Raw genomic sequence first — 25576 nt, forward strand, 5'->3', positions numbered from 1 at the left:
CCGGACGGAACCGGCACGCGCGCGGATCCACACACACGGGTGACCACGTCCCCCGGACCACAACGGAGGAAGCATGCGTACACGCACGAAGCTGGCCGCCGTGAGCGGCATCGCCGCCATGGCCGCGTCGGCCGGACTGCTGCTGGGGGCGACCCCGGCGTCCGCGGGCCCCAACTGCTCGGCCGGCCACCACTGCGTCTTCTACCTGGGCGTCAACGACTCGGCCCGGCAGTCCTACTACGACTCCGACACCGACTTCCGCAACAACACCTTCAACGAGCTCACCAGCCGTTCCGGCGGCAACCAGCCCGTGCACAACAACGTCGTCTCCGCCAGCAACTCCAGCACCGGCGGGTACGAGAGCCACTACTACACCGGGGTCGGCAGCGACTGGAGCGGCTTCCTCTTCTGCGTGAACCCCGGGTCCTACGTCAACTACCTGCCGGCGAGCCTGCAGAACCGGGCCAGCTCCCTGCGGCTGCGCGGCACCACCGACATCAACTGCTTCTGAGCGGTGTACGGACCGGGCGCCGGGAGCGACGCCACCGCGCCGCTCCCGGCCCCGGCCCGCCCCGTCCCGGTCATGGGCCACGGAAGGAAGGGCCGCCATGTCACCGATCGGATCGAGCCGGAAAGCGGGCATCGCTCTCCTGGTGCTCATACCGCTCTCACTCGCCACCACGACCGCCTGGGTACTGAGCGACCACGACCCGGCCCCGCCGAAGCCGTCCACCCGGCCGGAGCCGGATCTCGCCGCACTGCGCGCACGGCTCCCGCTCCACGGCCTGCTCCACGCCACGACCGACGCCTCCCGCCGCGTCCACGAGGCGGAAGGACGGCTGACGACAGCCTGCATGGCCGCCCACGGCTTCCGCTACGACCCCGCCCCCATGGCCCCCGAAGGCTTCGGCACGAGTCCTTCCCTGTTCGGCGTCGAGACCCTCGACGGGCCGGACGGGACCGGCGCACCCGAGCCGCTGCCCTCGGAACGGCCCCGGGACGAGGAATTCGACCAGGCGCTGTACGGCGACCCTGACCAGCGGATATCCGCCCGCAACAAGGTCCTCGAGGTGACCCGGCCCGCGACGGGCTGCCTCGCCGAGGCGCAGACCCGGCTGCTGGGCGAGGGCGGTCGGATCCGGGACCTCACGCTGCGGATGAGGCTGGACCAGGGGGAGCGGGACACCTTGCGGGACCTGGAGAAGGACCCGGCCTTCCGTGCCGCCGAGGCACGCTGGCGGGCCTGCGCGGAACGCGCCGGAGTCACCGCCGGGAACCCCCGGGAGCTGGCCGCCGGCCTCCCCCTCGGCACGGACCCCGCCACTCACCCCTCGGTCCGCGCCGACGTGGAGTGCAAGGAACGCACGGGTTATCTGGAGCGCGCCTACACCCGGCTCGCCGCCGTGCAGGAGCGCTGGGTGGAGGAGAACCGGAAGCCGGTCGCCGAGTGGAAGGCCTTGCGGCTGCGCGAGACCAGGGCGGCCGGGCAGGTGCTGGACACCGGCGGCCGGTGAGCCCGCGCGGCGGGTCCGGCCCGCGGACGGGGGCGGGCCGGACCCGCGGCACCGGCGTGCCGTCATCCGGCCAGCGGATTGGGCAGCGGCCGGTAGCGGGCGTCGGCGCCGTCCGCGCCGGTCCAGCGGAGCAGGAGGTTGGTCTTGGCCGGGAGGGTCGGGGCGGTGAGCAGGGCGGGGATCTCGGGGAGGTCGTGGCGGGCCAGTTCGCGGCGGAGAGCGGGCCAGGGGTCGAGGCCGGGGTGGTGGTCGGCGAGGGCGGCGGCGACCTCCATGAGGTGGTTGACGACCAGGCAGTAGACCAGGCGTTCCCAGCCCGCCTCCCTGGAGACCGCGGACAGCAGTTTCACGCCCTCCGCGTCCCGGTAGAGGGCCCGTACCGGCATGCCGTCGGGGTCCATGGCGACGAGCGTGTTCTGCAGGTGGGCCTCCAGGACGACGCCGTGTCCGCCGAAGGCCGTCAGGGCCGGGGGGACCACCCGTGACAGGTAGGCCTCCCACCAGGCCGCCGGATCGGGGGTGGCGGCCAGGGGGTTGCCGTCGAAGCCCTCCACCAGGGCGGCGGCCAGGTAGGGGGTCGCGCCGGGCGGGAGGTGGTCGCGCAGGCCGTCGCGTACGACCACGGCCAGTTGTTCGTGGGCGAAGTCCGCGGTGCGGTGGCCCCGGTCGCTCTGCCAGGCCGCGTCGGACCCGGCGAAGGCGTCGCGTACGGCCGTGTCGGTCGTACGGAGCCTCAGCAGGTCGTGGCGCCACAGCCGGCGGATGTCGTTGGTGATGCGCACGTCCAGGCTGAACTTCAGGAACAGGTCGCGCCCGGGCGCGTACACGGTGCGGATCGCCGCCGTGGGCCACACCGGGAACGGGGTCGTGCCCAGCCGGATCAGGCGGCCGTCGGCGAAGGCGGGGGCGAGGTCACGGGCCGCGAGGTCGAGCTGCCAGGGGTGGGCGGGCAGCAGGCGGTAGCCGGGCGGTGCGGTGCCCAGGCGGTCGAAGGCCGCGGTGTCCCCCTCGTCCACGACCGTGTCCTCGCGCAGCCCCAGCAGCGTCAGCGGGAAGCGGGCGTGCGCCTCGGGCGCGTACGGCAGCCAGGCCGCCGCGGGGCCGCCGCCGCGTGCCTTGGGTGCGGGGTGGTGGGTGTGGCCGGTGACGAGGGCCTGCTCGGAGCGCAGATACGGGTCGTCCGGCGGGGTGGCCCGGGCGCGGGCGGTGAGCAGCGCGGCCACCGCCTCCCGGCTGTCGAGCATCTCGGCGGGCAGTTCGTGGTTGGGCAGGCCGGTGTGCCGGCGCAGCTCCTCGGCGACGAGTTTCACCAGCTCCGTGTGGCCGAGGCGGTGCCAGGCGCCCGCCGCGCGGACCTCGGGTCCGGCGGGGCGCCGGGTGCCGCGCACCCGCAGCAGGCGGTCCGTACCGGGCAGGCGGTACGTCGAGTACGCCCCCGTTCCCGGCACGGGCCGGGCCACTTCGCGCAGCAGGCAGTTCAGCAGCGGCACCGCCGCGTACGCGTCGGCGTCGTCGTCCGCGGGCGGGGGCATGGGATCCACGCGTTCCTCTGGTTCCTTTACGGTCTGTCCGGGCGGGGACGATCAGTATGTCTGCCATCGTCCACCCATACGCCCCGCCCCGCGTGTCCCCGAGGAGCCCGACCGTGCACCGTCCCCCCACCGCCGAGGCCGAGACCGCCGACGAGTTGGCCGTCGTACGGCCCTCTCTCGTGCCCCGGTACACCGACGTGCTGCCCGGCGCCCGCGCGGCCGTGCTGACCCGGCTGTGGCGTGGCCTCGCGCACGACCCGCTGCCGTGGGTCGTCCGGCGGGAGACGCGGCGCGACGGGCTCGGCCTGCGGCTCGCGGACGGGCGGTGGCTGCGCGGCCCGCGGGCGGATCCGTACGCGACCACCGCGTACGTCACGGCCGTACGGCTGGACGAGGCGGTGCACGACGATCCGGCGCGGCTGATGACGGAGCTGGCCGTACCGCACGCGGAGGTGTTCGCCGCCGAACTCGGGCACAGTGTCGCGTCGTTGGCGTTGTCACGGGCGGGGCAGCGGGATCACCCGAGGGACTGGCCCGCGCGGGACTGGGAGTGGGAACGGCGGGTGGTCGACGGGCATCCGTTCCACCCCAACTGCCGCTCCCGGCCCGGTTTCTCGGTGGCCGAGCAGCTCGCCTACGGGCCCGAGCACGGGCCGGTGGTGGAGCTGGGGCTGCTGCCCGTGCCGGAGGACGGGTGCCTGGTGTCGGGGGTGTGGCCGAGGTGGCTGCGGGAGGCGGGGCGGGTGGTGGTCCCGGTGCATCCCTGGCAGGCGGCACACGTGCTGAAGCGGACGGGCGGGCGGCGGCCGGCGGCGCATCCGCTGACGGCGCATCCGCTGACGGCGCATCCACTGATGGCGCTGCGCACCCTCGCGCTGCCGGACGGGCCGCACGTCAAGACGGCGCTGAGCGCCCGGCTGACGTCCTCGGTGCGGGACATCTCGCTCGGCTCGGTGGCCGCGTCGGCGGCGCTGTCGGACTTCGGGGAGGCGGTGGCGGCGCGCACCGACGGGCTGCTGCACGTCACCCGCACGCTGGGCGCGGTGGCGGCCGGGTCGCCCGATCTGGCGGCGGTGCTGCGGGAGTCGCCGGAGGTGTACGCGGCGCCCGGGGAGCGGGTCGTCCCGGTGGCGGCGCTGGCGACCACCCAACTGCCGGACTCCCCCGCCTGGTCGAGCCGGTTCGCGCGGCTCGCGCTCACGGTCGGGCTGCGGCTGCTGGAACTGGGGGTGGCGCTTGAGGCGCACGGCCAGAACCTGCTCGTGGTGCTGGCGCCGGACGGGGATCCGGTACGGCTGGTCTACCGCGATCTGGCCGATCTGCGGATCTCTCCCGCCCGCCTCGCCCGGCACGGTGTCCCGCTCCCCGAGGGGCTGCCCGCGCGCATGGTCACGGACGACGAACGCACCCTGCGGCGCAAGCTGTTCGGTTCGCTGGTGGCGGGCGCGCTGGCGGGGACGGCGGGGTCGGGGCCGGCGCTGCGGGCGGCCCTGGAGGGTGCCGTACGGGATCTGCCGCGCACCCCGGACCTGACCGCCCTGCTCGACGAGCCGCTGCCGGCGAAGGCGCTGACACTGATGCGGCTGTCACCGCGGGCGTCGGGGGACCAATGGGCGGAGCTGCCCAATCCGCTCCGGTACGGCTCCCCGTGACACCCCGTTTTGGAGCGCGACACCTCTGATCAATAGGATCCGCCGATGATCAGAAGAAAACGGCCGGTGGCAGGCGCCTGTGCCCTGCTCGCCGCACTGACGGCCGGGCTCGCCTTCCCGGCCGGGGCGGCCGCCGGTGAACCCACGGGTCAGGACGCCCCCAAGGTGAACCTGGTCCTCGATGTGAGCGGCTCGATGCGGGCCAAGGACATCGACGGCCAGTCCCGGATGGCGGCGGCGAAGCAGGCGTTCAACGAGGTGCTGGACGCGACGCCGGAGGAGGTCGAGCTGGGCATCCGCACGCTCGGCGCGAACTACCCCGGCGACGACCGCAAGGAGGGCTGCAAGGACACCGCGCAGCTCTACCCGGTCGGCCCGCTGGACCGCACCGAGGCGAAGACGGCGGTGGCCACCCTCGTCCCGACGGGCTGGACCCCGATCGGCCCCGCCCTGCTGAAGGCGGCCGACGACCTCGACGGCGGCGCCGGCTCCAAGCGGATCGTGCTGATCAGCGACGGCGAGGACACCTGCGCCCCGCTCGACCCGTGCGAGGTGGCCCGGGAGATCGCGGCCAGGGGCATCGGCCTGACCATCGACACCCTGGGCCTGGTCCCGAACGCCAAGCTGAGCCAGCAGCTCAGCTGCATCGCCGAGGCGACCGGCGGGACGTACACCTCGGTCGAGCACCAGGACGAGCTCACCGACCGGGTGAACGAGCTGGTGGACCGCGCGGCCGAGCCCGTGGTGACACCGGTGGCCACCGAGGGCGCCGGCTCGTGCGCCAAGGCGCCGGTGCTCAAGTCCGGCCTCTACACCGACCGTGAGGAGTTCGGGCAGCAGCGCTGGTACCGCGTGGAGCTGCTCGCCGGCCAGGAGCTGCGCGCCTCGGTGAGCGTGGCGGCGGACCGCGCCGTGCGCCCGGACTACGGCGTGCTGCTGCGGGCCGTCACGGTGCACGGCCGGGAGCTCGTACGCGGCGAGGCGACCGGCAACGGCCGTACGGACGTGCTGTCCACCGGGCTGCGCCACCCGAAGCCCGAACGGGACGACGACGACAGCGACAAGCCCGCCGCCGAGACCGTGTGCCTGGCGGTGACCAACTCCTTCTCGGCGGACTCCGGGGTGAAGACCACGCCCGGTCTCCCGCTGGAACTGACGGTCGACGTCGTGGACGGCCCGGACGACGCGGACGACGTGGCCTCCTTCGGTCTCGGCCGGGGCTGGTGGCTGCTCGGCGCACTGATCCTCACCGGCTTCCTCGCCGGTCTCGTCTGGGGCTGGCTGTCACGCTGGCGGGTCGCCGTCTGGAGGACCAACTGATGCGCACCATACGGGTACTGAGTGCCGCTCTCCTGACCCTCGGGCTGGCCGCCGCCCCCGCCGCGGCCGACTCCTCCCCCTCCCCGAGCGCGTCCGGCGACGACGGGGCACCCACCCGCGCGGGCACCTCGTTCCGCACGGCGACGGAGGTCGAGCAGGGGCAGACCGCCACCGCACGCGCCTCTACGGGCGACTACCTGTACTGGTCGTTCCCGGCGGACGCCGGGCAGCGCCCCACCGTCCACGCGACGGTGAAGCTGCCGGAGAGCCACGCGGCCGAGACCTGGCAGATCGACGTGTACGACGGTCTGCGCCGCCGCCAGGCCTGCCAGTACGGCGCGCAGACCCGCACCGCCGGGACGGACACGCCCTCCGTGGAGCTGGAGTGCGTGCTGCGCACGGTCCGCGCCTGGTCGGAGCCGTGGGCCAACGACCCGCTGCCGGGAACGTACTACGTCCGCCTCACGGCGCTGCGGCTGTCCACGTCCGACCTGGGCCAGGCCGTGAACGCCGAACTGCGGGTCGAGTCCAAGGACATGGGCGGCGCGGCGGCGGTCGACGGCACGCTGTCCGAGCCGCTGGTGCCGGGCATCGCGGTACGTGCCGAGTCGGACCTGGAGGACGACGACACCTCGCCCAGCGCCGTGCTGGCCGATCTGGAGCCGGAGGACGGCTGGACCTCCGGGTGGTGGTCCGACCGCTGGATATGGACGGCGGCGGGCGGTGTGCTGGCCGCCCTGGCGGGCGTCGCCGGCTACCGGCTGACGCGGGGGTCCGGGCGTCCGCCCGGGGTGCCGCCGACCGCGTGACGCGTCGTGGAAGGCCCGCCCCGTGCGGGCCTTCCGCCTTTTCCTCTCACGTCTCCCGCAGCGCCTTGGCGAGCGTGCCCTCGCCCGTCACCCCGACCCGTCCCGCGCGGACCGCGTCGGCCAGGGTCAGTTCGCCGCGGCCGATCGCCGTACAGGTGGCGGTGTCCAGGGAGAGCAGGGCGTCGGGCTCCCCGGGGGCGGGGCCGTCGCCGTACACGGGACCGTCCTCGGCGCCGACCCGCAGATGGAACCGGCCTTCCTCCAGGCGGACTTCGACGAGGCCCTCACCCTCCAGGGCGCGCAGCAGGGGCAGCGCGAACCAGTGGGCGCGCACCGCGTCCGTGGGCCGCCGCTCGCCCAGTTCGCCCTCGCCCCAGGCACCGAGGGCCTGGAGCACGGGCAGCAACGCGCTCCCCCGCGCGGTGAGTTCGTACACGTACGCCGCGCCGGGCGGGGGCAGCCGGCGGCGGGTGGCGAGGCCGTCGCGCTCCATGTCCTTGAGCCGGGAGGCCAGTACGTCCGTGCTGACGCCGGGCAGGTCCGCGTGCAGGTCGGTGTAGCGGCGCGGCCCCGCGAGGAGTTCCCGGACGATCAGCAGGGTCCAGCGGTCGCCGACGACGTCGAGCGCGCGGGCTGCGGAACAGTACTGGTCGTAGCTTCGGCGTGGTGACATGCGACGCAGTCTAGACATGTTGTTGGACTTTCCAAGCTCCTACTTGGTAAAACCAAGCAACACCACGTGAGGGGAAGCGGCGCATGGAGTTCCGGCAGTCGAGCAAGCTCAGCGAGGTCTGTTACGAGATCCGCGGTCCGGTGATCGAGCACGCCAACGCGCTGGAGGAGGCGGGGCACAGCGTGCTGCGCCTGAACACCGGCAATCCGGCCCTGTTCGGTTTCGAGGCGCCGGAGGAGATCGTCCAGGACATGATCCGGATGCTTCCCCGGGCACACGGCTACACCGACTCGCGGGGCATACTGTCCGCCCGCCGCGCGGTCGCCCAGCGCTACCAGACCCTGGGCCTGGAGGTCGACGTCGACGACGTCTTCCTCGGCAACGGCGTCTCCGAGCTGATCTCGATGGCCGTACAGGCCCTGCTGGAGGACGGCGACGAAGTCCTCATCCCGGCGCCGGACTTCCCCCTGTGGACCGCGGTGACGAACCTCGCGGGCGGCAAGGCGGTCCACTACCTGTGCGACGAACAGGCCGACTGGTACCCGGACCTGGACGACATGGCCGCGAAGATCACGGACCGCACCAAGGCCGTGGTCATCATCAACCCCAACAACCCGACCGGCGCGGTCTACCCGAAGGAGATCGTCGAGGGCATCCTCGACCTGGCCCGCCGCCACGGCCTGATGGTCCTCGCCGACGAGATCTACGACCAGATCCTCTACGACGACGCCGTGCACCACTCGGCCGCCGCGCTCGCCCCCGACCTGGTCGTCCTCACCTTCTGCGGACTGTCCAAGACCTACCGCGTGGCGGGCTTCCGCTCCGGCTGGATGGTGGTCACCGGACCCAAGCAGCACGCGAAGGACTACCTGGAGGGCCTGACCATGCTGGCCTCCATGCGGCTGTGCGCCAACGCGCCCGCCCAGTACGCCATCCAGGCCGCCCTCGGTGGCCGGCAGTCCATCCTCGAACTGACCGCACCCGGCGGCCGGCTGCGCGAACAGCGGGACGTGGCCTGGGAGAAGCTGAACGAGATCCCCGGCGTGAGCTGCGTGAAGCCGAAGGGCGCGCTGTACGCGTTCCCGCGCATCGACCCGTCCGTGCACAAACTCCACGACGACGAGAGGTTCGTCCTCGACCTGCTCCTGAGGGAGAAGATCCAGGTCGTCCAGGGCACCGGCTTCAACTGGCCCTCCCCCGACCACTTCCGCATCCTCACCCTCCCCCACACGGACGTCCTGGAGACGGCGATCGGCCGCATCGGACGGTTCCTGAGCGGATACCGGCAGTAAATCTCTTTCATCCTGTGCGGTCGCAGGTCAATAGGGTGTAGACGGCTTGAACGGTACGGCTGACGCGCCAGGTTGAGCACTGGGCTCTACTCAGTGCTCGCCAGGACTTCAACCGGGCGAAGGCACGTTCGTCTTCGAGGCCACCCTCCTGATCACCGCACGGCTGTGACCCCACCCTGTCACTTGCCCATGCCATGCCGGCCGCCACCAGGCGCAGCAGAGAGGGGAGAGCGCAGATGGTGGCTCGGTTCTGCGGGGCGGACAGCGAGAACGGCGACCGCGTCGACGACCCGTCCGAGGACGCCTTGTTCATGATGATCAGCGACCTCAACGACTCCGACAACACCTTCGTGGTCGTCCAGCCCGACGAGGACGATCCCGTCTGGTCCGTGTCAGTGGCCGTGCTCGACGAAGGCGGCTACGAGGTCGTTGATGCCGTGGGTTCGCGCGGCCTTGATGTCGTGGACCGCGCCAGGCAGTGCAGGCGATGTACACACCAGTCGCCCGGCGGGATCGGTGATGATCTGCACGTTCATGCCGTGCTTCCCATGTTTCCCGGAGGAGAAGGGCCGGTCGGCCGCGATTCGGTCGATCGGCAGCAGCGTGCCGTCCAGGATCACGAATGCCTTGGTGGAGGCGGTGCAGGCCGCGGTCCGCAGGTCGGGAGCCATCGTGGCGAGGACCGCACCCGCGGCAACCGCTTCAAGCGCTGAACACTTCGCGGAGAACCCGCTGCGGGCGATCGCGAGCCGGCCAGGTCGGCAACGACAACGACGCAAAGCGGATCAGCGCGCCGACTCAGACGCGCCTCGCGCCTGGTCGCGGCCGGCGACCACCAGGTATCCATCGCTCTCGGGGTCGAAGGTGGTGCACTGCACCGTGAGCCCGACGCTCCGCAACTGCGCCACGAGGTCCTCGTACCGGTAGGGCCAGATGGACAACCGCTCCGAGCAGGCTCGCACCGCCCCATCCGGCTCGATCCGGGCGACCACGATCTCGAGGAAGTGTTCCTGCTCCCAGCGCTGCTCGATCTGCCAGTAGTAGCTGACGACCGCATCGCGGTCGTTGCGGCGGATGAGTCGATCGCGGACGTCCACCCGTGAGCCGGCGGAACGCACGAGCTCCCAGTTGCGTGACGTGAGCACGAGGCGTCCGCCCGGATTCAGCAGCCGCGACATGGCTTCCAGTGCGGTCAGGCGCCCGGCTGCGCCCTCGGCGTGCCCGAGCGAGTTGCCGACGCAGAACACCAGATCGAACGTGGAGTCCTCCAGGTGGTCGGGCAGCTCGTCCCAGCTCGCGCGGAGGGCTCGAAGCGAGACACCCTGCTCGCCGGCGGCCCTCTCGGTCCGGCGAACCATCCCCTCACTGGCGTCTGCGGCGACCACGTCAAGGCCAAGACTCGCGAGACCGACGGCGAGCTGGCCGGTTCCACACGCGCAGTCGAGGACGCGCGCGTTGGGCGGCAGAGAGCCCACGACATCGGTGCAGTACACCGCGGCTGCCTTGGCGGGGGTCAACCTGTCGTCCCCGATCAGCCACTCGTACACATCGGAAAGCGCCCCATAACCAGCCACCGCGACCACCTCCATCACTCGACGACACGCGGGCTGGACCGCGCCTGCGATTCGGACCTTGCGCCTCGCGCTGTGCCGGGCCGTGTCAGCGAAGCATTGAGCAGGACCCAACCACTTCCGGCCGCTGAGGCTCCACCGGATTTCGTGGGAAACCGCGACACGCCGCACCGACGCAGGTCCCCACTCCACCGGCGCCCCATCGGCCACGACGAGGACCGCGGCCGGCAAGCGCGCGTTCACTGCGGAGCGCTTTTAGGCACAGCCATCCAAACCGATTGCCGAAACGCCGCGTCAGGATGAAGGACCGCCAGCGACCGCCTCTACTACTACTGTGGACTGCCCCGATCAGCGTGGCTGTGGAATTGTCCCGACATTGGGCCGGCCTGAGTGATGATCATGGTGTGGCGAGTGTGACCACAGCATCGGAGCCGTTTTGGACAACCCCGTTCGCGGGGCTGAGCCCGCGCTGCTTCGGCAAGCTACTGACCACATCGCCCATCCACAACGATCGCACGGATTCCGTCAGCAACCAACGCCATGACAGAGCGCCAGATTAATGGCCAGGAAACGGACATCACCACGCCAAGCCCCGGAACGACCTGCGATGATCACGACGTTTACCGACGGTTGCACGAAGCAAGATCAACTACCTACTGTGATGAACACCGTTCCTGAACAGGGCGTTGCAGCCCGCGCGGAAGCCACCCCGCAGAGCAGGCGGGTCGTGATGTGGTACCCGCGTCGTGCCGTCGAGCAGGGCGAGCCCAAGAAGCCGGGGTCCGGGGGGCCAGGAACCGCCGACGGGACGATCGCGTCGGATCAAGGCATGCGAGAAGAGAGACAGGGCTGTGCGGGCCTCCTCCTGGCGGCCGTGGGGGCCGTCGTGGCGGTGCTCGTCTGGGCGCCGAGGGCTCGGGTCAGCGTCCACGGGGGCTTCGAGGGTATGCATCGGGACCTGAGCGTCCTCTACGTCGACCTCCCGCTCATCGCCGCCGGCGGCGCGCTCGTCCCGCTCGCCGCCTGGCTGCTCGGCCTGCGCACGCTGCGCCGCCCGTGGCTCGCGGCCGTGATCGCGGCGGGTGCGCTCGGGCTTGGGATCTGGGGCCTGCTCAGTTGGTGGACGCCCTACGAACGGCCCGAGTTCACGGGGTAGGCGCCCCCTGCCGAAGTCACCGGGAAGGCAAGGGTTCGACGGCGGCGCGGACGTCGTGTCAGCCTGGCGGAGTACGGGTGCGTCCAGGGTCCTTCGGATCCCGCAGGACGCACCTCATCCGCGCACCTTGCCGAGGCCGCGTGCCTGTCGCAGCATCGTCAGCGCCGCGGAGGAGGCGGATGCGGGCTCCGCGGTGAAGGTGACGAGGGACTGGTGCGGTTCCTGCGGGACGTGGAACGTCTGTTGCGTGACGGTCAGGTCCCCGACGACCGGATGGGCCAGGTCGTAGACGTCACGACCGCAGGGCTCGACGGCGTGTTCGGCCCACAGTGAGGCGAACTCGGGGCTGTGGATCGTCAGTTCGCCGACCAGTGCGGCGAGGTGGGAGTCGTCGGGGTTGCGGGCCGTCAGGATGCGCAGATTGCCGACCACGGCGCGGGCCTTGGCGGGCCAGTCGCGGTAGAGGGCGCGGGTGTGCGCGTCCAGGAAGACCATCCGGGACATGTTGGGCCGGGTGTCGGTGTCGTCGGGCGAGGCGATGTCCAGGTGGCCGGCGAGCAGGGCGTGCCCGGCTCCGTTCCAGGCGAGCACGTCGTTGCGGCGGCCCATGACGAGTGCGGGCACGTCGCTCATGGTGGCCAGCAGCGTACGCAGATCGGCGGAGGCGTGTTCCACGGGAGGCGGCGCCGGTCTGTTCCGGTGACTCGCCGTGGCCGACAGGACGTGCAGATGTTCTCGCTCGGCCGCGGTCAGCCGCAGGGCGGTCGCGATCGCGTCGAGGACCTCGGAGGAGGCATTGAGCGACTGGCCCTGTTCGAGCCGGGTGTAATAGCCGGCGCTGACCCCGGCCAGCATCGCGAGTTCCTCCCGGCGCAGCCCGGGCACCCGGCGCCGCTCTCCGTACCGGGGCAGGCCGATGTCGTCCGGGCTGAGCTGTGCCCGCCGGGCCCTCAGAAACTCACCGAGCGGTGATCCGCGGTCCATGGCGGCAAGTATGCCCGGCGGTCGTGGCCGTCGCCTGTACCTGTCAGGGGTAGGCAGAAGCGGGTCTGGTCACCCCGGCCCGGGACCTCCAAGGTCGACCGCATGACTCACAGCAAAGCCGCTTCACGCCGTCGCCCGGTCCTCAGGGCACGAGGGACGACCATGTCCCGGAAGACCGTCCGCACGCTCCTCGGCACCTCGCTCGCCGCGGCCGTCCTCGCCTCCGGGGCGTTCCTGCCTGGGACGTTCCCCTCCGCGGAGGCCGCTTCCCGGCCGGTGTCCAGGACCCCGGTCCTGGTGCACCTCGACCTGGCCGCGGGACAGACGCCGGAGAACATCGTGCTCAACCGTGACGGCAGCGCCGACGTCACGTTCGCCGCCGCCCGTCAGGTCGCCCGCGTCGACGCCGACGGAACGTCCCGGGTACTGGCCACCCTGCCGGCTCCGCAAGACCCCGCGGCCGTCACACCACTGCTCGGCTTCCCTCTGACGACCGGTCTGGTCCGCGACGGTGACACGTTCTACGTGCTCTACGCCACCGGCGCCGAGGAGACCGGCGTCTGGTCCTTCGTCGAGGGCGAGGCCCCCCGCAAGCTCGCGGACCTTCCCCCGGACGGCCTGCCCAACGGCATGGCGAGGGACGACAGGACCGGCGCCCTGTACATCACCGACTCCGCCAAGGGCACCGTCCACACCGTGGCCACCAAGGGCCGGGCCAAGGGCACGGTGTCCGTGTTCAGCGACAGCGAGGTCCTGGCCCCGGCCGACTTCCTCGGCGTCAACGGCGCCAAGATCCGCGGCCGGTACCTGTACGTGTCGAACCTCGACAAGGGCACCGTGCTGCGTACCCCGCTCACCGGCCGTGGGGCCGGCGAGTTCGACACCTTCGCCACCGGCCTGCGGGGCATCGACGACTTCGCGTTCACCGGCCGGGGCGACCAGTTCCTGGCGGCGCTCGTGACGGAGAACGAGGTCGTCCTGGCCGACGGCGAGGGGGAGCGGAAGACCGTGCTCACCGAGCGGGACGGCCTGTCCAACCCCACCTCCGTCGCGGTCCGCGGCACCACGGCCTACGTGCCGAGCGCCGCCTACACCACCCAGGACGACCCGAACCTGCTGATCACCCGCCTGCACCGGCACCACTGAACGCGTCACGGCCCGACCATGCCCCTCACACCCACCCGAGGCACACACATGTCCACCACCCCACCTTCGCCGGCCCGAGCGGCCACCGTCACGGCACCCCAGGTCACCACGATGATGCTGGGCGACGTCGAGATCACCCGCGTCATCGAGTTCTCGGACATCTCACCGATGACGACCGACGTGTTCTTCCCCGGCAGCACGCCGGAGGAATGGCAGCGCCACGCCGCACTGCTGGACCCGGACCACTGGGACGCCCGCACCGACCTGACGCGCGTCGCCACCCAGTCCTGGGTGCTGCGCAGCGAGGGCAGGGTCATCCTGATCGACACCGGTGCGGGCAACGGCAAGTACCGTCCGCTGCAGCCGATCTGGTCCTACCTGAACACGGACTACCTGGAGAACCTCGCTGCGGCCGGCGTCCAGCCGGAGGACGTCGACCTCGTCGTCAACACCCATCTGCACGACGACCACGTCGGCTGGAACACCCGGCTCGACGGACGCGACTGGATCCCCACCTTCCCCAACGCGACTTACCTCATGCCGCGGCCCGACGTCGAGTACTGGCACCCGGAGAACCTGCACAACACCGTGTTCGGCCGGGGGAACCAGAACGTCTACGAGGACAGCATCGACCCCGTGATCGAGGCCGGGCTCGTCAAAACCTGGGACGACTCGTACGTCATCGACGCCAACCTCCGGCTCGAACCGGCCCCCGGGCACACTCCGGGTTCCTCGGTCATCCACCTCGAGTCCGGAGGCGACCGCGCGGTCTTCGCCGGTGACCTGATGCACGGCGCGATCCAGATCCACGAGCCCCACCTCAACAGCTGCTTCGAGGAGGACGAGGACGCCGCCCGCGCCAGCCGGGTGCGGATGTTCGCCTACGCCGCCGACCACAACGCCCTCGTGCTGCCCGCCCATCTGCCCGGCCACGGCGCCTTCGAGATCCGGCGCGAGGGCACCGGGTTCGGCCTCTCCCGCTGGGCGCCCTTCTCCCGTACCTAGCGCATCACCGGCATCAGCGGTCCGTAGGCCTTCTGGCCGGCAGCGCCCCGGGCGGTCGGCGCAACCGCCGCTGTCAGTGGAGGGCACTACGGTGCCGGGGTGACTGATCTCGAAGTAGTGGCACGTGCGTCGGTCAGCGGTGCACGTACTTTTGAACAAGTGAGATGCCACCCCCGGCTTCCGCTGGTGGCCTGCTCGGACTCCGAGCGTCCGGCCGTTCACATCTGGGACTGCGGTGGGGGGCGGCTCCGCGAGCTCGGCTCCGTGAGCCTCTCGCCGGACCCCTATGGAGACGCCTTGGGGTGGGACAGGGAGAAGCGGACGCCCGCCGTGGCGTGGCATCCGGACCGGCCACTGCTCGCCGTGGCAGGAGAGGACGGACTGCGGCTGTGGACTCCTACCGGAGTCTCCGCACCGGACGGCGCTCCTGCCACGGCCGCCTACCGCGGTCTGGCCTTCAGCCCGGACGGGCAGACCCTGTGGGGTTCACCGTCGTTTCGCGGCGACGGTGACGACTGGGAGAGCTCGGACGCCCTTGACCTCACCTCCGGAAAGGTCGGTGCCGGACGCCCGTGGGACACGGGGGTCGTCGAGCATCCCGGCGGCGGACTCGTCGCCACGCTCACCAGCGACCAGGGGGCCACGCACTGCCTTTTCGCGCGCGTCGACCAGGGGACCGCGCCTGCCGTGATGCGGCCGCTCCGCCGGGCGTTGATCCTGGACTGCGACGGCTACCAGGCTCCGCTCTTCAGCGCGGACGGACGCCACATGGCGATCCGCGGCAACGCCTACGACCACTCGGTGGAGGTCTTCGAGTTCCCCTCACTGCGCCGGATGCTGGCCACCACCCTCGGCGACCCCTGCCCTCCTTACCCGTACCCGCAGGACTGGCTCGACCAGATGAAAGCCTGGTCGCGTCACAACATCGCCTTCGGAACCCGACCGGGCGTGCTGTGGATCGGCACGCCGTCGGGGACGCTGGTCGAGATGGACCTCGAGACCCGGCAACCGGTCGAACACGATGTACTGGCCGGGTCCCGCTTGTCCGCGCTGGCCGCCACCGCGGCCGGCGAGCTACTCGTCGCCGGCGGTGAGGGAGAACTGGTGCTCTTGTCCGTGCCGACCGGTTCCGCGCCGGCCGGCACCACAAGCGGGGACGTCGCGAGGGCCGCGGCCGTGGAGTTCTCGGAATCCACCACCGAGATCCCGGACGACGACGCCGAGTTGGAGACGCACCTCATCGTGACCGACGGAACCCGCACATGGGAAGCGGACGATCTGGCCACAGTGACCGCGGCCGACACAACGGATCCGACCTGGCTCCGACTTCAGGCCGCCCTCAACAAGGCACGCGCCGAGAGCGAGTAGACCGTGGAACGCGATGCACCGTCCGCGCCGACGGTGCATCGGGCCGGGGGCTACGACCAGACGAGCCGGCCTCCGGCTGCCTCGCAGACCGGGTGGTTCCCCTCGGCGATCCTTGTCAGCGTTTCCGCCACGGAGTCGAGATAGTCAGCCAGGGTGTCGTACTCCCCCACGACCGTGATCTCACCCACGGTCCACCTGCCGATGCGTCCGTCCCGCGCGTCGACGAACTTCCCCGTCCAGCCGTCCTGGTCCGACAGGAACGGGATCCACTCGTTGCGCCAGAACGGGTTCTCCGGCTGGTCCGGAGGATCACATCCCTCAGGCGTGGCGCGGTTCGCGTACAGCTTCTCCATCGTTCGGACGCCCAGGAAGAAGCTCCCCTCGTCCGGGAAGCCCGCGAAGCCGCGACATGCCACGTCGTCGTCCACGTCCGCCTCGGGGAGATCCAGATTGTTCCGCAGCAGCCACCCGCGAAGATCCTGAGGAAACGAAAGACCCATCCGTTCCTCGGCGGACGCGAGCATCTCTTCCGTCGCGGGCCCGGGCAGATCCGCGTGATCGGCCGGAGCGTGCTGCCGGAGAAGACGCATCACACGGGACCAGCTCTCCACGGCACTCATCCCCCACTGTCCCTTCGGCCGGCTCGTCGACGCCCGTCACCCTAGCGGCACTTCGCACCACACCGTCTTGGTGTACGGGTCTCCGGCGGTCGTGCCCCAATGGGACGACAGGGCCTCGACCAGAAGGAGGCCGCGGCCGGACTCCGCATCGGGTTCGGCGGGGGCGAGCGCGCCGGGGGTCGGGGGGCGATGGTCCGGGCGGGCGTCCGTGACTTCGATACGGAGCGTGGCGTCCTCCGGGTGCAGGGTCAGGCACAGGGCGAAGTCGCGGCCCCGTACCCGCCCGTGCCGTACGGCGTTCGTGGCGAGCTCGGCCACGAGCAGGGACGCCGTGCGGTTGCCCTCGGAGTCGTACGGCCAGCCCCACGATGCCAGTTGTTCGGCCGTCAGGTGACGGGCGAGCCGGGCGCCCCGGGTGGTGGCCGAGAGGCGGATGCGGAAGTGGCGGACGGGTCCGGTGTGTTCGTCCACGGGGGCGATCTCGACGTTCATGTCACTCAGCGTGGTCACTTGGCTTCGTCGTGAACAGTCCCGGCGGCCGGACCCGGGAGCGTCGTACGGGAGCTGTCCGGGCTTGTCCGGGTCGTGACGCGTGACGTCCCGCACCTGCCGTGTGTTGAACCCACGGAGGTGTGGGGACATGAGTGTGGAACCTTACGGCGCGGACGAGGAGTCGGCGGCCGTGCTGCGGACCGTCGGCAAGGTCATCAAGATGTGCCGGGAGCGGGAGGGCATGACCCAGGCCGGTCTCGCCACGGCCATCAGGTACAGCGAGGAGCAGGTGTCGTCCGTCGAGCGCGGGCGCAGGGCTCCGGCGGAGGAGTTCCTGGAGGCGGCGGACCGGGTGCTCGAAGCGGGCGGCTTGATCGCGGGGCTGAAGAAGGAGGTGGAGAGGGCCCGGTTCCCGAAGAAGGTACGGGACTTGGCCAAGCTGGAGGCGGAGGCCGTGGAGATCTGCGCCTATGACAACTCCGTCATCAACGGGCTCCTGCAGACCGAGGAGTACCTGCGGGCAGTGTTCGGGTCGCGACGTCCGGCGTTCTCCGAGGAGGAGGTGGACCGGCTTGTCACTGCGCGACTGGCACGCCAGGAGGTCATCGAGAGTAAGCAGACGAACCTGTCCTTCAGCTTCGTGCATGATGAGGCTGCACTACGGAGGCGGGTCGGGGGCAGAATGGTGCTGCGCCGACAGCTCGAACGACTGTTGGAGATCGGACAGAAGCGGAACGTGGAGGTCCAGGTCCTTCCTCTGGATCGCGAGGACAACGCCGGTCTCGGCGGCCCCTTCCACCTGCTGCGACTCAAGGAGGGCGCCACGGTGGCACACAACGAGGTTCAGCGGACCAGCCGACTGATCTCGGAGAGGAAGGAGATCCAGATCTTGGAGCTGCGGTACGGAGTCATCCGGGCCCAGGCCCTCCCGCCACGTGAGTCGCTGGCCTTCGTCGAGAAAGTCCTTGGAGAGACATGAGTGTGAAGCCCCCGACCAGTGACGACACCGAGCTGGCGTGGTTCAAGAGCAGCTACAGCACCGACGACGGACCCGCCTGCGTCGAGGTCGCCTTCGCCCCCGGAACCATCCACGTCCGCGACTCGAAGCACATACAAGGCCCCCGCCTCACCTTCGCCCCCCACCAGTGGGCCGCCTTCCTCCCCTACGCCTCCGGACGACGATGACCCGACCGCTCACCGCCGCGCAGCGCCGCATCGTCGACGCCGCCGACCCCGGCACCGGGCGGCTGCGGGGCACGCCGGCACAGCTCGCCGCGCTGGTGAAGCGCGGGCTCGCCTTCCGGCACCCGAGGCCGCCGCACGACCACTTCCTGACCCCGGCGGGACATCGAGCACGTGAGGCGGAGGTGGCGGAGGCGGCGCCCGAGCCGGTCAAGGAACCGGACACGAACGGGGTGTTCGCCGCGCGGGTCGGCGGCGAACCCGCCGCGCCCGCGTCGGGCCCCGCCCGGCTCCGGGAAGTGCGCGGCGCCTGGCAGGGCATGCTGGAGCTGCGCCGGATGACCAACACCGACGGCGCCACGGACCGGCCGTGCGGCTGGGAGCGTACGCATCTGGTGCAGGCCGCCGCGCTCGCCCTGGAGGCCGCAGGACACCGCCCGGCCACCGAGGGCGAGGGCGGTTACCGCGTCCGCGAGACCCCGCAGCCGGAGGCGGTCGCCGTGTACGAGCCGGACGGCACCGCGCTGCGGGCCTGCGCGGCCACGCTGGAGGGGGCCGGCTGGCAGGTCGGGGAGTACACGGAGCCGAGGACCCGGGCGCGCTATCTGCTGGCCTCCCCGCGCCGGGTGTGAGGGGCGTGCCAGGATCGGTGGGTGATGCACCGGACCGAGCAGGCGTGAAGGGGACAGACACGATGAGTGAGCCGTTTTCCGTCCGGGTGACCGTGCGCGGATACGAGACCGACGTGCAGGGGCACCTCAACCAGGCCGTGTACCTCAACTACGCGGAGCACGCGCGCTGGTCGCTGCTCCAGGAGGCCGGGATCAGCCAGTCCGGGCTCATCTCCCAGGGCGTGGGACCGGTCGCCCTGGAGACCACCATCCGCTACAAGCGGGAGCTGCTCGCCGGTGACGAGGCCGACGTGAGCTGCGCCTTCGCCTGGAGCGGCGGCAAGGTCTTCACCATCGAGCAGACGATCACCAAGGCGGACGGCACCGTGGCCGCCGAGATCACAGCCGTCGGCGGCCTGCTGGACCTCAAGCGGCGCAAGCTCGTGCCGGATCCGAGGGACGCCTTCCGGGACCTGGCGAAGGACCCGGGCCTGCTCGGGCTGTAGTACCTACGCGGTGAGCCGGTGCCGGCGATCGCCGAGGGGTATCAGCTGGCCTTCCGCGTGGCGACGGCGATCGCGGTGGCGGCGTTCGTACTGGCGGCGGCGGTTCTCAGGGCGCGCCGGCCGGTGCGCGCACGGCCGGAGGCCGGCTGAGGCTTTCACGCCCTGAAAGTTTCCGCCGCCCGGTTCCCGAGTTTCCAGGCCATCCGCTCCTACAGTGGACCAGACCACCAGAGGAAACCGGAGGCCCTTTACACCCGCGGAGTCTACGTGCGTAACTAATGACGCGCGCACGTCAATAGGTACGGATCTGCCCAGGTGGCAGCGGCCGACGTCACCTCCTTCGCTCATCCCCACATGTGTCAGGAGGCAGCCCCCATGTTCTCTGTCCCCCGTCCCTTGACCGGCCCCCGCAGACGGATCGCCACGGCGCTCGGCGTCATCGGCGCCGCGCTCGCGCTGACGGCCACCACCGCGGGCGGCGCGACCGCCGCACCGGAGCCCGACCGGGACCGTGTCCACGTGGAACCCGGCGAGGCGTACATGGGTGTGGGCACCCGTATCCACGAGGGCGGCCCGGCCGGCGCACCGTCGCCGGGCGCCCTCGCCCCGACCGACGGCGTCCAGGGCATCGACGTCTCGCACTGGCAGGGCGCCATCAACTGGACCTCGGTGCGGGGCGCCGGCATCCAGTTCGCCTGGATCAAGGCGACCGAGGGCACCACCTACAAGGACGACCGGTTCAACAGCAACTACCCCGCCGCGTACAACGCGGGCGTGATCCGGGGCGCGTACCACTTCGCACGCCCCGATGTCTCCAGCGGCGCCACCCAGGCGAACTACTTCGTCAGCAACGGCGGCGGCTGGTCGCGCGACAACCTCACCCTGCCCGGCGTCCTGGACATCGAGCACAACCCGTACGGGGCCATGTGCTACGGCCTGTCCACCACGCAGATGCGCGGCTGGATCAACGACTTCTACACCACGTACAAGTCGCGCACGAGCCGCGATGCCGTCATCTACACGACGGCGAGCTGGTGGAACACCTGCACCGGCAACTGGACCGGCATGTCCGCCAAGAGCCCGCTGTGGGTGGCGCACTGGACCTCGGCGGCGTCGCCGACCATCCCGAGCGGTTTCCCCACCTGGACGGTGTGGCAGTACACCAGCACCGGTTCGGTCTCCGGTGTCGCCGGCAACGTGGACCGCAACCAGTTCAACGGCTCCCGCGACCGGCTGCTGGCGCTCGCCAACAACACCTGACGCGCGATCACGCGGTGGGGCCGGCGGCCGTCCGTCGCCGGCCCCTGCGTCTCCCCCCACCCCGCCTCCGTCCCCGAGGAGTGACCGTGCATCCCGAGAACGCCCTCCGGCGCCGTCTCCTGATCGCCGGTGCGGCCGGGCTGGCCGCCGCCACCGCCGTACCGGGCACCGCGCAGGCGCGCGACGCCGAGGCCGTCGAGCCGGACATCGACTCCACCGGCACCTGGAACGCCCGTCCCCCGCAGGGGACCATCGGCGTCCTGCGGTACCGGCCGAGCCGGATCGTCGTCCACCACACGGTGAGCACCAACTCCACCGACCTCTCCCGCGCCCAGGCGCACGCCCACGCACACTGGGTCCAGGACCTGCACCTGGACAAGAACGGCTGGGTCGACACCGGCTACCACTTCCTGGTCAGCCGGGGCGGCTGGATCACCGAGGGCCGGCACGGCAGCCTCCAGGCACTCACCGGAGGCCGGAACTTCGTCCTCGGCTCCCACACCTCCGGGCAGAACGACCAGGCCGTCGGCATCGCGTGCGAGGGCGCCTACCACGCGGGCGCGGTACCGCCCGACGCGCAGTGGGACGTCCTGGTGGCCCTGTGCGCGTACGTGTGTGAGCGATACGGCATTCCGTCCGCGCGGCTCTACGGCCACAAGGACTACGGCGAGACCCTCTGCCCGGGGGTGTACCACGACCTGCTGCCCCGGCTGCGGGAGGAGGTGGCGGCGGCCCGGGCGGCCTGACCGGCGGCGTATTCCGGATGCGGGAGCGCGCCCCGGCCTGCGATCCTTGCGTCCCATGGCTCCACGACGTGTCAGACCCAGCCTCTACATCTCCGTCGACATCGAGGCCGCCGGGCCCATCCCCGGGCCGTACTCCCTGCTGAGCCTGGGCGCCTCGGTCGCCGGGACGCAGGACGCCGACGGATTCCGGGCGGCCGATCCCGAGGAGCGGACGTTCTACCGGGAACTACGGCCGATCAGTGAGGAGTTCGTGCCCGAGGCGCTGGCCGTGAGCGGTCTCGACCGGGACCGGCTCGGCGCCGAGGGCACCGAACCGGTGCGGGCGATGCGGGAGTTCACCGACTGGGTGCGTGAGGCGGCGGTCGGCGCCCAGCCGGTGATGTGCGGTTACCCGGCGTCGTACGACTGGACGTTCCTGTACTGGTACCTGATCCGCTTCACCGGTTCCAGTCCCTTCGGGCACTCGGGCTGCCTGGACATGAAGACCCTGTACGCCACCAAGGCGGGGCTTCCGCTGCGGGCGGTGGCGAAGGGCACCATGCCGCGCGAACTGCTGTCCCGGCGCCGGCACACGCACCACGCCCTCGACGACGCGATCGAGCAGGCCGAACTGTTCGCCCACCTCATGGCGTGGCCGGGGCCTTCGCGCCCTTGAGGGCCGTCTCCCGGCCAGTGGCTTCGACGGGGTTCAGCCCCGCTCGGTGATGCGGGCCAGCCGCTGGGCCTCCGTACGGGTGGAGCGGGCGATCTCGTCCTCGTCGGCCGTGAGCAGGCGGCCGTTCTCCACGATCTGCCGGCCGTGCACGAAGGACGCGGTGACCGGGGCCGCCGCGCCGAGGACCAGCGCGGCCACCGGGTCGGCGATGGAGGCGTGCGCGAGGGTGTCCATCCGCCACAGCACCAGATCGGCGAGCTTGCCCGGCTCCAGGGAGCCGATCTCCCGCGCACGGCCCAGCACTTGGGCTCCTCCGTACGTGCCGAGGCGCAGCGCCTGCCGGGCGTTCAGGGCGGCCTCGCGGTGGGGGCCGAGGCGGTTGACGAGGAGGGCGTTGCGCAGTTCGGTGTGGAGTTCGCCGGACTCGTTGGACGCGGTGCCGTCCACGCCCAGGCCGACCGGGACGCCGGCGGCGAGCAGGTCGGGGACGCGGGCGATGCCGGCCGCGAGACGGGCGTTGGAGGACGGGCAGTGGGCGACTCCCGTTCCCGTACGGGCGAAGGCGGCGATGTCGGAGTCGTTCATGTGGACGCAGTGCGCCATCCAGACGTCCTCGCCGAGCCAGCCGGTGGACTCGAAGTAGTCGGTCGGGCCCATGCCGAACAGTTCGTGGCAGAACTTCTCCTCCTCCACGGTCTCCGAGCCGTGGGTGTGCAGGCGCACGCCGAGGCGTCGGGCCAACTCTGCTCCCTCCCGCATGAGTTGGGTGGAGACTGAGAAGGGCGAGCAGGGGGCGACGGCGACCTGGGTCATGGCGCCGGAGGAGGCGTCGTGGTGGCGGCGCACCGTCTCCTCGGTGGCGGCGAGCGCGTCGTCGAGGGTCTCGACGGCGAAGTCCGGGGGCAGTCCGCCGTCCTTCTCGCCGCGGTCCATGGAGCCGCGGGCGAGGGTGAAGCGCACGCCCATGTCACGGGCGGCCCCGATGATGGCGGCGGACAGGTCGCCGGTGCCCCGCGGGAAGACGTAGTGGTGGTCCATGGCGGTGGTGACGCCGCCGCGGGCCATCATCGCGAGCGAGCCCCGGGCCGCCGCGCGCACCATCGGTTCGTCGATGCGCGCCCAGGTCGGGTAGAGGGCGACCAGCCAGTCGAAGAGGTTGTGGTCGGTGGCCAGGCCCCGGGTGATCCACTGGTAGAAGTGGTGGTGGGTGTTGATCAGGCCGGGGGTCACCAGGTGCCCGGTGGCGTCGATCCGGCGGGCGACGTTCTCCAGGCCTTCGGGGGCCGGGCCCGGGCCGAGCGACTCGATGCGGTGGCCGGCGAGGACGAGGTGACCGGAGGCGTACTCGGTGTCCTTCGCGTCGACGGTCGCGATCGCGCAGTTCTCGATGACGATGCGCCGGTCTGCTGCCATGGTTCGTCCTTTCGGGTACGGAGAGGGGGCACGGCAGGACCCTGGGGGTTCGAGTGCCGCGGCCGGCCGGCGGACCGTCCGGCCGCGGGTGCCGAAAGGGGGTCGTGGGCTCACAGGTTGGTGAGGTCCACCGGTATCCGCGCCTCGCAGCCGTCCCGCAGGACGGTGGCCTCGATCAGGCCGTAGGGGCGGTCGGCGGCGAAGTACACCTCGTTGTCGTTCCTGAGGCCGAACGGCTCCAGGTCCACCAGGAAGTGGTGGCTGTTGGGGAGGGAGAAGCGGACCTCGTCGATCTCGCCGCGGTGGTCGATGATCCGCGCGCCCATCCGGTACATCGTCTGCTGCAGGGACAGGGAGTAGGTCTCGGCGAAGGCCTGGAGCATGTGCCTCCTGGTCTCCTCGTAGGACGTCTCCCAGTCGGGCATCTCCTGTTCGTCGTCGGTCCAGTGGAACCGCCAGCGGCCGGAGACCGAGGTGGCGAGGATGCGGTCGTGGGTCTCCTCGAGCGTCGTGTACTTGTCCTTGACGTAGCCCCGGAACTCGGAGTCGGTGGAGTTCAGTACCGTCAGGTCCTTCAGACCGGAGACGACCTCCCACTTCTCCCCGTCGTACGTGATCTGGGCGAGCCGGGTCTCCCGGCCCTCGCGGACGAAGGAGTGCTCGCCCTCGCCGGCCGCCTCGATCCGCTCCCAGGCGTGCTCCTCGACGCGTATGCGCGCCCGGTGGACGGGTTCCTGCGAGGTGACGAAGTGGCGGGCGAGGTGGATGCCGAACTGTTCGGCGGACTCGATGCCGTGCTCCTTGGCGAAGGCGTACACGGTGTTCTTGGTGGTGTCGGTCGGCAGGACGTGGGCGTTGGAGCCGGAGTAGTGGACCTCGTCCATGTCGCCGGACAGGGCGACGGAGACGTTCAGGTCCTTGATGTGGTGGGTGGTGCCGTCCCGCGTGATCCTGACGACTCGGTTCTCCGCTTTGCCGTACTGGTTCTGGCCCAGGATCGTAGACATGTGTCTGCTAGCTCCCTCGGTATACGGAGTAGCCGAACGGGTTGAGCAGCAGCGGTACGTGGTAGTGCTCGCCCGGTGCGACGGCGAACGTGACCGCCACCTCCGGGAAGAACACTCCGGTGCCGCTGTCCCGGTGCGCGGGGGCGTCCTGCCGCACCTCGGCCTGGTTCCTCGCTGACGGTGCGAAGTACGCCTCGACCTCGAAGTCGAGCCGTACGTGGGTGGTTCCCTCCGGCAGGGCCGGCAGGTCCTCGCACCGCCCGTCCGCGTCGGTCGCGGAGCCGCCGAGCGCCCGCCAGTCCGCGTCCCGGCCCGAGCGGGCGTCGAGGCGGACGGCGACGCCCTCGGCGGGGCGGCCGGCGCTGGTGTCCAGGATGTGCGTGGACACGGAGGCGGTGGTGTCGGTGCTCATGTGCGTCGGTCCTCTTCGACGTCGGTTCCGGTTCCGGTTCCGGTTCCGATTTCGGCTTCGGCTTCGGCTTCGGCTTCGACGAGTCGGGCCAGCCGGATGCGGTTGATCTTCCCCAGTTCGGTGCGGACGATCTCGCGTTCCCGCTCCGGCGCGTTGCCGAGGCGTTCCCGGAGGGCGTCGCACATCTGCTCGCCGGTCCGGCCGGTGGCGCAGATGAGGAAGACATGGCCGAACCTCTCCTGGTAGGCCAGGTTCAGGTCGAGCATCTCGGCCCTCAGCGCCTCCGGGGCACCGGTCATGCCGCTCTGTTCCCGGGCGGAGGTCGGGTCCCCCGTTTTCGGGCGGCCGATCGGCGGGTGCCCGGCCATCGCCTCCTCCAGGTCGGCCGGGGTCAGGCCGGCCGTGGCGGCGTCACTGGCGGCGTACAGGTCGTCGGCCGTGGGGTACGGGCGGGCGGCGAGCAGGCGCCGCGCCCAGGCCGTGGAGGCGCAGGTCTCGTGGAGTGCGGCGAGGGCCGCGTGCTCCTCCAGGGTGTTGAAGCGGGCCAGGCCCGGAGGTGGGGAAGTCGACGTCACGGAAGCCTCCGCGGCCGCGAGCGGCCTTCGTGCCGAACGGTCGTGCCGACAGTGAACGCCGCCCCGAACACCACG

Annotated in this window: 28 protein-coding genes and 4 pseudogenes; 20 read left to right on the forward strand and 12 right to left on the reverse strand. The window is 71.3% G+C overall.

From position 1 onward, the window contains the following. The first annotated feature begins 73 nt into the window (after positions 1–73). A complete protein-coding gene (locus ACF1DX_RS09450; protein WP_391790602.1) occupies positions 74–511 on the forward strand; it encodes a hypothetical protein in 438 nt (145 codons plus the stop codon). Positions 512–608: 97 nt separating this feature from the next. After that, a complete protein-coding gene (locus ACF1DX_RS09455) occupies positions 609–1514 on the forward strand; it encodes a hypothetical protein (protein ID WP_391790603.1) in 906 nt (301 codons plus the stop codon). Between the two features lie 62 nt (positions 1515–1576). On the opposite strand, the gene ACF1DX_RS09460 is transcribed toward ACF1DX_RS09455, so the two are convergent. Beyond that, positions 1577–3046: an IucA/IucC family protein gene (locus tag ACF1DX_RS09460; protein WP_391790604.1), complete on the reverse strand. Its 1470-nt coding sequence runs from the start codon at positions 3044–3046 to the stop codon at positions 1577–1579. 113 nt (positions 3047–3159) lie between these two features. Here ACF1DX_RS09460 and ACF1DX_RS09465 point away from each other — a divergent pair, with 113 nt between their 5' ends. The 3 genes from ACF1DX_RS09465 to ACF1DX_RS09475 are packed head-to-tail and all read left to right on the forward strand — an operon-like array spanning position 3160 to position 6827. Continuing rightward, positions 3160–4698 carry an IucA/IucC family protein gene (locus tag ACF1DX_RS09465; RefSeq protein WP_391790605.1) on the forward strand — a complete coding sequence of 513 codons (1539 nt, stop codon included), beginning with the start codon at positions 3160–3162 and terminating at the stop codon, positions 4696–4698. Positions 4699–4743: 45 nt separating this feature from the next. Continuing rightward, positions 4744–6018 carry a VWA domain-containing protein gene (locus tag ACF1DX_RS09470; protein WP_391790606.1) on the forward strand — a complete coding sequence of 425 codons (1275 nt, stop codon included), beginning with the start codon at positions 4744–4746 and terminating at the stop codon, positions 6016–6018. Next, positions 6018–6827, forward strand: coding sequence for a hypothetical protein (locus ACF1DX_RS09475; protein WP_391790607.1), 810 nt, complete (start codon positions 6018–6020; stop codon positions 6825–6827). The genes ACF1DX_RS09470 and ACF1DX_RS09475 overlap by 1 nt, the downstream gene beginning before the upstream one ends. Positions 6828–6873: 46 nt before the next feature. On the opposite strand, the gene ACF1DX_RS09480 is transcribed toward ACF1DX_RS09475, so the two are convergent. Next, positions 6874–7500, reverse strand: a complete 627-nt coding sequence (locus tag ACF1DX_RS09480) for a winged helix-turn-helix transcriptional regulator (RefSeq protein ID WP_391790608.1) — start codon at positions 7498–7500, stop codon at positions 6874–6876. A gap of 83 nt (positions 7501–7583) precedes the next feature. On the opposite strand from ACF1DX_RS09480, the gene ACF1DX_RS09485 reads away from it, so the two are divergent. After that, entirely contained in the window at positions 7584–8792 is a 1209-nt protein-coding gene (locus tag ACF1DX_RS09485; RefSeq protein ID WP_391790609.1) for a pyridoxal phosphate-dependent aminotransferase, read from the forward strand. A 7-nt stretch (positions 8793–8799) separates the two neighbouring features. Here the strand turns inward: ACF1DX_RS09485 and ACF1DX_RS09490 are convergent. Further along, positions 8800–8922, reverse strand: a pseudogene (locus ACF1DX_RS09490) (IS5/IS1182 family transposase); the annotation flags it as partial. A gap of 106 nt (positions 8923–9028) precedes the next feature. Between ACF1DX_RS09490 and ACF1DX_RS09495 the strand changes: the two are divergent. Then, positions 9029–9223: pseudogene (locus ACF1DX_RS09495) on the forward strand (hypothetical protein); the annotation flags it as partial. Here the strand turns inward: ACF1DX_RS09495 and ACF1DX_RS09500 are convergent. Both ACF1DX_RS09500 and ACF1DX_RS09505 read right to left on the reverse strand, forming a co-directional pair. Next, a pseudogene (locus ACF1DX_RS09500) lies at positions 9224–9475 on the reverse strand (transposase family protein); the annotation flags it as partial. Between the two features lie 102 nt (positions 9476–9577). After that, complete coding sequence (locus tag ACF1DX_RS09505; protein ID WP_391790610.1) at positions 9578–10381, reverse strand: class I SAM-dependent methyltransferase; 804 nt, start codon at positions 10379–10381, stop codon at positions 9578–9580. Between the two features lie 386 nt (positions 10382–10767). Here ACF1DX_RS09505 and ACF1DX_RS09510 point away from each other — a divergent pair. Both ACF1DX_RS09510 and ACF1DX_RS09515 read left to right on the forward strand, forming a co-directional pair. Beyond that, a pseudogene (locus ACF1DX_RS09510) lies at positions 10768–10902 on the forward strand (IS5/IS1182 family transposase); the annotation flags it as partial. Positions 10903–11192: 290 nt separating this feature from the next. After that, positions 11193–11519 carry a hypothetical protein gene (locus ACF1DX_RS09515; protein ID WP_391790611.1) on the forward strand — a complete coding sequence of 109 codons (327 nt, stop codon included), beginning with the start codon at positions 11193–11195 and terminating at the stop codon, positions 11517–11519. 114 nt (positions 11520–11633) lie between these two features. On the opposite strand, the gene ACF1DX_RS09520 is transcribed toward ACF1DX_RS09515, so the two are convergent. Next, a complete protein-coding gene (locus ACF1DX_RS09520) occupies positions 11634–12503 on the reverse strand; it encodes a helix-turn-helix domain-containing protein (protein WP_391790612.1) in 870 nt (289 codons plus the stop codon). Between the two features lie 162 nt (positions 12504–12665). Here ACF1DX_RS09520 and ACF1DX_RS09525 point away from each other — a divergent pair, with 162 nt between their 5' ends. The 3 genes from ACF1DX_RS09525 (at position 12666) to ACF1DX_RS09535 (ending at position 16022) form a co-directional block, all read left to right on the forward strand. Next, entirely contained in the window at positions 12666–13649 is a 984-nt protein-coding gene (locus ACF1DX_RS09525; protein WP_391790613.1) for a hypothetical protein, read from the forward strand. Positions 13650–13760: 111 nt separating this feature from the next. Continuing rightward, positions 13761–14654: an MBL fold metallo-hydrolase gene (locus ACF1DX_RS09530; protein ID WP_391791175.1), complete on the forward strand. Its 894-nt coding sequence runs from the start codon at positions 13761–13763 to the stop codon at positions 14652–14654. A 297-nt stretch (positions 14655–14951) separates the two neighbouring features. Beyond that, positions 14952–16022 carry a hypothetical protein gene (locus ACF1DX_RS09535; RefSeq protein WP_391790614.1) on the forward strand — a complete coding sequence of 357 codons (1071 nt, stop codon included), beginning with the start codon at positions 14952–14954 and terminating at the stop codon, positions 16020–16022. Between the two features lie 50 nt (positions 16023–16072). Here ACF1DX_RS09535 and ACF1DX_RS09540 read toward each other — a convergent pair whose 3' ends face one another. Beyond that, on the reverse strand, positions 16073–16642 hold the full coding sequence (locus ACF1DX_RS09540) for an SMI1/KNR4 family protein (protein ID WP_391790615.1): 570 nt from the start codon (positions 16640–16642) through the stop codon (positions 16073–16075). 36 nt (positions 16643–16678) lie between these two features. Beyond that, on the reverse strand, positions 16679–17134 hold the full coding sequence (locus ACF1DX_RS09545; protein ID WP_391790616.1) for an ATP-binding protein: 456 nt from the start codon (positions 17132–17134) through the stop codon (positions 16679–16681). Positions 17135–17282: 148 nt separating this feature from the next. Here ACF1DX_RS09545 and ACF1DX_RS09550 point away from each other — a divergent pair, with 148 nt between their 5' ends. The 8 genes from ACF1DX_RS09550 (at position 17283) to ACF1DX_RS09585 (ending at position 22094) form a co-directional block, all read left to right on the forward strand. Next, positions 17283–18113 (forward strand): Scr1 family TA system antitoxin-like transcriptional regulator, encoded by an 831-nt coding sequence (locus ACF1DX_RS09550; protein WP_391790617.1) that lies wholly within the window; start codon positions 17283–17285, stop codon positions 18111–18113. Continuing rightward, positions 18110–18319, forward strand: a complete 210-nt coding sequence (locus ACF1DX_RS09555) for a DUF397 domain-containing protein (protein ID WP_391790618.1) — start codon at positions 18110–18112, stop codon at positions 18317–18319. The genes ACF1DX_RS09550 and ACF1DX_RS09555 overlap by 4 nt, the downstream gene beginning before the upstream one ends. Next, positions 18316–18948 carry a hypothetical protein gene (locus tag ACF1DX_RS09560; RefSeq protein WP_391790619.1) on the forward strand — a complete coding sequence of 211 codons (633 nt, stop codon included), beginning with the start codon at positions 18316–18318 and terminating at the stop codon, positions 18946–18948. The genes ACF1DX_RS09555 and ACF1DX_RS09560 overlap by 4 nt, the downstream gene beginning before the upstream one ends. A gap of 62 nt (positions 18949–19010) precedes the next feature. Next, positions 19011–19433 (forward strand): acyl-CoA thioesterase, encoded by a 423-nt coding sequence (locus tag ACF1DX_RS09565; protein WP_391790620.1) that lies wholly within the window; start codon positions 19011–19013, stop codon positions 19431–19433. Positions 19434–19451: 18 nt separating this feature from the next. Further along, positions 19452–19583 carry a hypothetical protein gene (locus tag ACF1DX_RS09570; protein ID WP_391790621.1) on the forward strand — a complete coding sequence of 44 codons (132 nt, stop codon included), beginning with the start codon at positions 19452–19454 and terminating at the stop codon, positions 19581–19583. A gap of 225 nt (positions 19584–19808) precedes the next feature. Continuing rightward, the gene (locus ACF1DX_RS09575) at positions 19809–20693 is read left to right on the forward strand and encodes a lysozyme (protein ID WP_391790622.1); all 885 of its coding nucleotides are present in this window, start codon (positions 19809–19811) and stop codon (positions 20691–20693) included. Positions 20694–20779: 86 nt separating this feature from the next. Continuing rightward, positions 20780–21439: a peptidoglycan recognition family protein gene (locus ACF1DX_RS09580; RefSeq protein ID WP_391790623.1), complete on the forward strand. Its 660-nt coding sequence runs from the start codon at positions 20780–20782 to the stop codon at positions 21437–21439. Positions 21440–21494: 55 nt separating this feature from the next. Continuing rightward, positions 21495–22094, forward strand: coding sequence for a 3'-5' exoribonuclease domain-containing protein (locus ACF1DX_RS09585; RefSeq protein WP_391790624.1), 600 nt, complete (start codon positions 21495–21497; stop codon positions 22092–22094). Positions 22095–22127: 33 nt separating this feature from the next. Here the strand turns inward: ACF1DX_RS09585 and ACF1DX_RS09590 are convergent, their stop codons facing one another. The 4 genes from ACF1DX_RS09590 to uraD form a co-directional block, all read right to left on the reverse strand. Continuing rightward, positions 22128–23507 (reverse strand): 8-oxoguanine deaminase, encoded by a 1380-nt coding sequence (locus ACF1DX_RS09590; protein ID WP_391790625.1) that lies wholly within the window; start codon positions 23505–23507, stop codon positions 22128–22130. A gap of 110 nt (positions 23508–23617) precedes the next feature. Then, positions 23618–24514 (reverse strand): factor-independent urate hydroxylase, encoded by an 897-nt coding sequence (gene pucL / locus ACF1DX_RS09595; RefSeq protein ID WP_391790626.1) that lies wholly within the window; start codon positions 24512–24514, stop codon positions 23618–23620. Positions 24515–24521: 7 nt separating this feature from the next. Further along, the gene (gene uraH, locus ACF1DX_RS09600; RefSeq protein WP_391790627.1) at positions 24522–24926 is read right to left on the reverse strand and encodes a hydroxyisourate hydrolase; all 405 of its coding nucleotides are present in this window, start codon (positions 24924–24926) and stop codon (positions 24522–24524) included. Next, positions 24923–25501, reverse strand: a complete 579-nt coding sequence (gene uraD / locus ACF1DX_RS09605; RefSeq protein ID WP_391790628.1) for a 2-oxo-4-hydroxy-4-carboxy-5-ureidoimidazoline decarboxylase — start codon at positions 25499–25501, stop codon at positions 24923–24925. Before uraD ends, uraH begins: the two co-directional genes overlap by 4 nt. Between the last annotated feature and the right edge of the window lie 75 nt (positions 25502–25576).

Origin of the sequence: Streptomyces sp. NPDC014676 (assembly GCF_043084105.1) — a bacterium.
GTDB lineage: Bacteria > Actinomycetota > Actinomycetes > Streptomycetales > Streptomycetaceae > Streptomyces.

Coding starts and splice junctions, on each gene's coding strand:
- ACF1DX_RS09455 (WP_391790603.1), top strand. CDS start 609: ATGTCACCGATCGGATCGAGCCGGAAAGCGGGCATCGCTCTCCTGGTG.
- ACF1DX_RS09530 (WP_391791175.1), top strand. CDS start 13,761: ATGATGCTGGGCGACGTCGAGATCACCCGCGTCATCGAGTTCTCGGAC.
- ACF1DX_RS09560 (WP_391790619.1), top strand. CDS start 18,316: ATGACCCGACCGCTCACCGCCGCGCAGCGCCGCATCGTCGACGCCGCC.
- ACF1DX_RS09480 (WP_391790608.1), bottom strand. CDS start 7,500: ATGTCACCACGCCGAAGCTACGACCAGTACTGTTCCGCAGCCCGCGCG.
- ACF1DX_RS09540 (WP_391790615.1), bottom strand. CDS start 16,642: ATGAGTGCCGTGGAGAGCTGGTCCCGTGTGATGCGTCTTCTCCGGCAG.
- ACF1DX_RS09525 (WP_391790613.1), top strand. CDS start 12,666: ATGTCCCGGAAGACCGTCCGCACGCTCCTCGGCACCTCGCTCGCCGCG.
- ACF1DX_RS09505 (WP_391790610.1), bottom strand. CDS start 10,381: ATGGAGGTGGTCGCGGTGGCTGGTTATGGGGCGCTTTCCGATGTGTAC.
- ACF1DX_RS09545 (WP_391790616.1), bottom strand. CDS start 17,134: ATGAACGTCGAGATCGCCCCCGTGGACGAACACACCGGACCCGTCCGC.
- ACF1DX_RS09590 (WP_391790625.1), bottom strand. CDS start 23,507: ATGGCAGCAGACCGGCGCATCGTCATCGAGAACTGCGCGATCGCGACC.
- uraH (WP_391790627.1), bottom strand. CDS start 24,926: ATGAGCACCGACACCACCGCCTCCGTGTCCACGCACATCCTGGACACC.
- ACF1DX_RS09515 (WP_391790611.1), top strand. CDS start 11,193: ATGCGAGAAGAGAGACAGGGCTGTGCGGGCCTCCTCCTGGCGGCCGTG.
- ACF1DX_RS09450 (WP_391790602.1), top strand. CDS start 74: ATGCGTACACGCACGAAGCTGGCCGCCGTGAGCGGCATCGCCGCCATG.
- ACF1DX_RS09470 (WP_391790606.1), top strand. CDS start 4,744: ATGATCAGAAGAAAACGGCCGGTGGCAGGCGCCTGTGCCCTGCTCGCC.
- ACF1DX_RS09555 (WP_391790618.1), top strand. CDS start 18,110: ATGAGTGTGAAGCCCCCGACCAGTGACGACACCGAGCTGGCGTGGTTC.
- ACF1DX_RS09575 (WP_391790622.1), top strand. CDS start 19,809: ATGTTCTCTGTCCCCCGTCCCTTGACCGGCCCCCGCAGACGGATCGCC.
- pucL (WP_391790626.1), bottom strand. CDS start 24,514: ATGTCTACGATCCTGGGCCAGAACCAGTACGGCAAAGCGGAGAACCGA.
- ACF1DX_RS09550 (WP_391790617.1), top strand. CDS start 17,283: ATGAGTGTGGAACCTTACGGCGCGGACGAGGAGTCGGCGGCCGTGCTG.
- ACF1DX_RS09460 (WP_391790604.1), bottom strand. CDS start 3,046: ATGCCCCCGCCCGCGGACGACGACGCCGACGCGTACGCGGCGGTGCCG.
- ACF1DX_RS09520 (WP_391790612.1), bottom strand. CDS start 12,503: ATGGACCGCGGATCACCGCTCGGTGAGTTTCTGAGGGCCCGGCGGGCA.
- ACF1DX_RS09485 (WP_391790609.1), top strand. CDS start 7,584: ATGGAGTTCCGGCAGTCGAGCAAGCTCAGCGAGGTCTGTTACGAGATC.
- ACF1DX_RS09475 (WP_391790607.1), top strand. CDS start 6,018: ATGCGCACCATACGGGTACTGAGTGCCGCTCTCCTGACCCTCGGGCTG.
- ACF1DX_RS09585 (WP_391790624.1), top strand. CDS start 21,495: ATGGCTCCACGACGTGTCAGACCCAGCCTCTACATCTCCGTCGACATC.
- ACF1DX_RS09565 (WP_391790620.1), top strand. CDS start 19,011: ATGAGTGAGCCGTTTTCCGTCCGGGTGACCGTGCGCGGATACGAGACC.